The following is a 5,066-nucleotide window of genomic DNA, read 5'->3' as shown; positions in this document are numbered from 1 at the left end:
GACGCCTCGGGATCGGGATCGAAAATCGAAACATCGATGCCGTTCAAAAGCAGCCGCGCCACCCAGCCGGCGCCGATGACGCCGCCGCCGATGGCGGCTGCCTTGTTGATGATGCTCATGCGGAAGCTCCGGTTCTGGTCTTGGCTGTTTCGGGATCGGTAAGCGGCACACGCTCACCGGCGCGGATCACGGCCGGGTCGTAGGCCTTGCGGGCGAAGACTTCGAGCACGAAGGGCCGGAAGAACTCGATCGGCAGCGTGTCGTAATCGGGGTCGAAGCTCGACTGGTCCCAGCGCTCGCAGAACCGGTCGCAGTCGTCGAAATAGGGATGGCCGGCGAAGCGGTCACGGGCGTGGCGGTTGCCGCCGAGATGATGCGCGTAATAGAGGCGCTGGAAATCGCCGTGCTTCTCCACCACCCAGGTGCACTGTTCGCGCACGAAGGGCTTCAGGATCGCGGCCGCGTATTCGTCGTGATTGTAGGGCGCGTAGATATCGCCGATGTCGTGCAGCAACGCGCAGGCGATCCAGTCAGTGTCGGCGCCATCGCGCCAGGCCCGCGTCGCCGCCTGCAGCGAATGGCCGAGCCGGGTGATCTTGTAGCCGGAGAGGCCCTCGTCGAGCTGCACCAGCGCGTCGAGCAGCCGCTCGCCGGTTTTCGCAGCGTAGTCGACCTCATGGGCGGTCAGGAATTCGTAGTCTTCCCTGTCGCCATCCTTCATCGCGGTGAATTTGACGGTCGCCATGGTCAGCCCCCGCCTTATGCTGCGATCGGCGCCCGCTTGGTGAGGTTGAGCTTCTTGCGCACTTCCTCCGGCCCGAGGATCCTGGCGCCGAGATTGGTGACGATGCTGGCGGCACGATCGACGAGCTGCGCGTTGGTCGCCAGCACGCCCTTGTCCAGCCAAAGATTGTCCTCAAGACCGACGCGGACATTGCCCCCGGCGAGCACCGCGGCCGCCGCATAGGCCATCTGGTTGCGGCCGATCGAGAAGGCCGACCAGTTCCAGGTCGACGGCACGTTGTTGACCATGGCCATGAAGGTATTGAGGTCATCCGGCGCGCCCCACGGCACACCCATGCACAGCTGCACCAGCGCGTCCGGCTTCAGCACCTGCTCCTCGACCAGCTGCTTGGCGAACCACAGATGGCCGGTGTCGAAGGCCTCGATCTCGGGCTTGACGCCAAGCGCCGTCATCATGCCGCCCATGGCGCGCAGCATGCCGGGCGTGTTGGTCATCACATAGTCTGCCTCGGCGAAGTTCATCGTGCCGCAATCCAGCGTGCAGATCTCCGGCAGGCACTGGCGCACATGTTCCATGCGGTTGGTGGCGCCGCCCATGTCGGTGCCCTTCTCTTTCAGCGGCAGCGGCGCCTCCGGCGAGCCGAACACCATGTCGCCGCCCATGCCGGCGGTGAGGTTGAGCACCACGTCGACATTGGCCTCGCGGATGCGCTCGGTCACCTCGCGATAGAGATGGATGTCGCGCCTGGGCTTGCCGGTCTCGGGATCGCGGACATGGCAGTGGACGATCGCCGCACCCGCCTTGGCGGCGTCGATCGCCGAATCGGCGATCTGCTTGGGGGAGCGCGGCACATGCGGACTGCGGTCCTGCGAGCCGCCGGACCCGGTCACGGCACAGGTAATGAAGACCTCACGGTTCATTGCGAGCGGCATTGGACTTTCTCCCAATCAAGACAGACCCAACAATGACCGACTTGCCGGAAACTGTTTTGCGCTTTACGAAGCTGACATGACTAAAAGCGAAAAGCCGACGATCTTTCGCGCCGAACACGAAACGCTCAAGGTGACGCTCCTGGTGTTCTCCGGCTCGTCGATCATGTGCGTGGCCTCGGCCGTCGACCCGCTGCGCGCCGCCAACCGCATCTCGGGCGACACGCTGTTCGACTTCAAGCTGGTCTCGGTGACGGGTGAGGCGCCGGTTACGACATGTGGCCTGCCGGTGGCGGTCAGCGGCCGCTTCGATGCCGCCGAGCCGACCGATGTGTTGGTCGTCGTCGCCGGCTTCGGCACGCAGAATTATGCCACGGCGGCGCTGCTTGCGGGGTTGCGCAGGGCAGCACGTGCGGCCCGCGCCTGCGGCGGCGTCGAGGCCGGCACCTGGCTGGTGGCGCGGGCCGGTCTGCTCGAAGGGCGAAGCGCCACCACGCATTGGGAGGACATGGAGGATTTTTCCGCCGCCTTCCCGGGCGTCGACGTGCGTCCGGACCGCTATGTCATCGACGGGCCTGTCTTCACGTCCGGCGGCGCCTCGCCGACCTTCGATCTGATGCTGCATCTGGTGCGGACCAGGCTCGGCATGGCCGTGGCGCTCGATGTGGCGAGCGTGTTCATCTACGACCAGGCGCGCGCCGCGACCGATGCGCAGCCGCTGGTCTCGCTCGGGCGGCTCGACGGCTACGACCCAAGGCTGGCGCAGGCGATCCGGCTGATGGAATCGCATGTCGACCAGCCGCTGACCATCGACGCCGTGGCCAAGCGCGCCGGCGTGACGGCGCGGACGCTGGAAAGCATCTTCCGCAAGTCGATCGGCGAGACGCCCGGCGCCTATTATCTGCGGCTGCGCCTCAGCGCCGCCCGGCGCCTGGTGGTCGACACGCGGATCGCCATGGCCGACATTGCCGGGCGGACGGGATTCTCCTCCGCGGCGGCATTTTCCAGGGCATTTTCGAGGGCTTTCGGCGAAGCGCCGGTGAGGCTCCGCCGGGGATAGGCTACGCGGCGGTCTGCCGGGTGCTGGCGCTGTCGATCTCGGAGCGCATCTGCCTTGCAATATGGGTCTCGAAGCGGCTGGCGACCGCGCGATCCCATTCGGTCGCGCCGCGTGAACCGGCCTTGCCGTGCGGCAATGCCATCAGCCGGTCGATGATCGAGCCAGCCTCGCCAGATGAGAGCAGGGCGTCGATTTCGCGTTCGTGCTGCATATCGTTTCGCCTCCTTCTTCCTGATTCCCGCCACGAGCCGACACTATAGGAAATCCGTGACGGCTGTTTGAAGGCAAGAGAGAGGCTATTGAGGGGCGGCGCGGGGCAAAACCTTGTCGTCGGTTTCAGCCCCGCGCAAAGCCGTTTTATCTTAGCGGCTGCTTGAGTTAGGGCCGGCGCCCTGCCTCACACATAGCGGTTGACGATGTTTTCCAGCAGCTCCTGGCGGCCGGAGCGCGGCTGCGGCTCGATCTTCTTCTTGACCACCCGCTCGGCGATCTCCTCCAGCGTGCGCTTGCCCGACAGCATCGCCTTGCCTTCGGCGGTGTTCCAGCCGGCATAGCGCTCGGCCAGCGGGGCCGACAGCGCCTTGTCCTCGATCATCCTGGCCGCCGCCTTGAGGCCGCGCGCGCAGGCATCCATGCCGCCGATATGGCCGATCAGCAGGTCCTGCGGGTCGAGCGACTGGCGCCGCAGCTTGGCATCGAAGTTGGTGCCGCCGGTCTTGAAGCCGCCGCCCTGCAGGACCTGGTAGTAGGCGAGCGCCATTTCCGGCACGTTGTTGGGGAACTGGTCGGTGTCCCAGCCCGACTGGTAGTCGTTGCGGTTCATGTCGATCGAACCGAAGACGCCGAGGGCATTGGCGAGCGCCAATTCATGCTCGAAGGAATGGCCGGCGAGGATGGCGTGCCCCTGCTCGATGTTGAGTTTCACTTCCTTCTCCAGCCCAAAACGCTTGAGGAAGCCGTAGACAGTGGCGACGTCGTAATCGTACTGGTGCTTTGTCGGCTCCTGCGGCTTCGGTTCGATCAGGATGGTGCCCTTGAAACCGATCTTGTGCTTGTAGTCGACGACCAGGCTGAGGAAGCGTCCGGCCTGCTCCTGCTCGCGGCCAAGATCGGTGTTGAGCAGCGTCTCGTAGCCTTCGCGGCCACCCCACAGCACGTAATTCTCGCCCTTCAGCCGCTTGGTGACGTCGATGCAGCTTTTCACCGTCGCCGCCGCATAGGCGAAGACATCCGGATCGGGATTGGTGGCCGCGCCGGACATGAAGCGGCGGTGCGAGAACAAGTTCGCCGTGCCCCACAGCAGCTTGACGCCGGTCTCTCTCATCTTGGCGGCAAAATAGTCGGCGATCTCGTCGAGGCGCGCAGCGCTCTCGGAAAAATCCTTGCCCTCGGGCCGGACGTCGGCGTCGTGGAAGCAGAAATAGGGCGCGCCGAGCAGCGAGAACATCTCGAAGGCGACGTCGGCCTTGAGCTTCGCCAGCTCCATCGTGTCGATGCCGCCGGGTTTGGCGAACCAGGGGCGATCGAAGGTCTGGCCGCCGAACGGGTCGCCGCCGGGCCAGGCGAAGGAATGCCAATAGGCGACGGCAAAGCGCAGATGGTCTTCCAGCCGCTTGCCGGCGACCAACTCGTCCGGGTTGTAGAACCGGTAGGCGAGCGGATTGGTCGAATCCGGTCCCTCGTACTTGATCGTCTGGATGTCGCCGAAAAATCCGCTGCTCATGATCGTCCTTCCTCTCGCAGGTTCCTGTCCGCCATTACCTCAGGCGTAATTGGTTTCATGCCGGCGCTGGTCGAAAAGGGTCATGTCGAAACGATCCAACGAAGGATGAAGACCATGACCGACCTCAACACGATCGCCCGGAACTACATCACCGCCTGGAACGAGAGCGATGCGGGCCGCCGCAAGGCTCTGCTCGAAGCGGCCTTCACCAGCGACGTCAGCTACCGCGATCCGATCATGCAGGGCGACGGCCACGCAGGCATCGCCGCGCTGATCGACGGCGTGCAGCAACGCTTCGCCGGGTTCCGCTTCTCGCTGAAGGGCCAGCCGGACGGGTTTGCCGATCAGATCCGCTTCTCGTGGAATCTCGGCCCGGAGGGCACCGAGTCGGTCATCGAAGGCACCGACATCGCCGTCATCGAGAACGGCCGCCTGAAGAGCGTCACCGGGTTTTTGGACAAGGTGCCGGCGCAGTGAGGCTTTGCTGTTGAGGTGGGCGCCAAGCACCCCCCTCTGGCCTGCCGGCCATCTCCCCCTCAAGGGGGGAGATTGGCTGGCTTTTCCGCCTTCGCCAATCACTGACCTTGCAAGACTGGCATAGCCGTCGAC

General features: G+C 64.9%; 7 protein-coding genes. 2 read left to right on the top strand and 5 right to left on the bottom strand.

Annotated features, from left to right (window positions below; translation table 11 throughout):
• The 3 genes from EN742_RS39570 to EN742_RS23970 all read right to left on the bottom strand — a co-directional run.
• Positions 1-119: 3-hydroxyacyl-CoA dehydrogenase NAD-binding domain-containing protein (locus tag EN742_RS39570; protein WP_348632866.1), on the bottom strand; the 119-nt coding region annotated here is incomplete at its 3' end.
• Positions 116-745, bottom strand: a complete 630-nt coding sequence (locus tag EN742_RS23975; protein ID WP_126056928.1) for an HD domain-containing protein — start codon at positions 743-745, stop codon at positions 116-118. The genes EN742_RS23975 and EN742_RS39570, both read right to left, overlap by 4 nt.
• 14 nt (positions 746-759) lie before the next feature.
• Positions 760-1,677 (bottom strand): 3-keto-5-aminohexanoate cleavage protein, encoded by a 918-nt coding sequence (locus EN742_RS23970; protein WP_126056929.1) that lies wholly within the window; start codon positions 1,675-1,677, stop codon positions 760-762.
• 76 nt (positions 1,678-1,753) lie between these two features.
• Here EN742_RS23970 and EN742_RS23965 point away from each other — a divergent pair, with 76 nt between their 5' ends.
• Entirely contained in the window at positions 1,754-2,734 is a 981-nt protein-coding gene (locus EN742_RS23965; RefSeq protein WP_126056930.1) for a GlxA family transcriptional regulator, read from the top strand.
• 1 nt (position 2,735) lies between these two features.
• Here EN742_RS23965 and EN742_RS23960 read toward each other — a convergent pair whose 3' ends face one another.
• Both EN742_RS23960 and xylA read right to left on the bottom strand, forming a co-directional pair.
• Complete coding sequence (locus EN742_RS23960; protein WP_126056931.1) at positions 2,736-2,945, bottom strand: hypothetical protein; 210 nt, start codon at positions 2,943-2,945, stop codon at positions 2,736-2,738.
• A 186-nt stretch (positions 2,946-3,131) separates the two neighbouring features.
• Complete coding sequence (gene xylA / locus EN742_RS23955; protein WP_127406449.1) at positions 3,132-4,457, bottom strand: xylose isomerase; 1,326 nt, start codon at positions 4,455-4,457, stop codon at positions 3,132-3,134.
• A gap of 114 nt (positions 4,458-4,571) precedes the next feature.
• Between xylA and EN742_RS23950 the strand changes: the two genes are divergently transcribed.
• A complete protein-coding gene (locus tag EN742_RS23950; protein WP_126056933.1) occupies positions 4,572-4,934 on the top strand; it encodes a nuclear transport factor 2 family protein in 363 nt (120 codons plus the stop codon).
• The last annotated feature ends 132 nt before the right edge of the window (positions 4,935-5,066 follow it).

This window comes from Mesorhizobium sp. M4A.F.Ca.ET.020.02.1.1 (genome assembly GCF_004022645.1).
GTDB lineage: Bacteria > Pseudomonadota > Alphaproteobacteria > Rhizobiales > Rhizobiaceae > Mesorhizobium.
The sequence above is the reverse complement of the archived record's forward strand: the minus strand, read 5'-3'. Positions and strand labels throughout refer to the sequence as shown.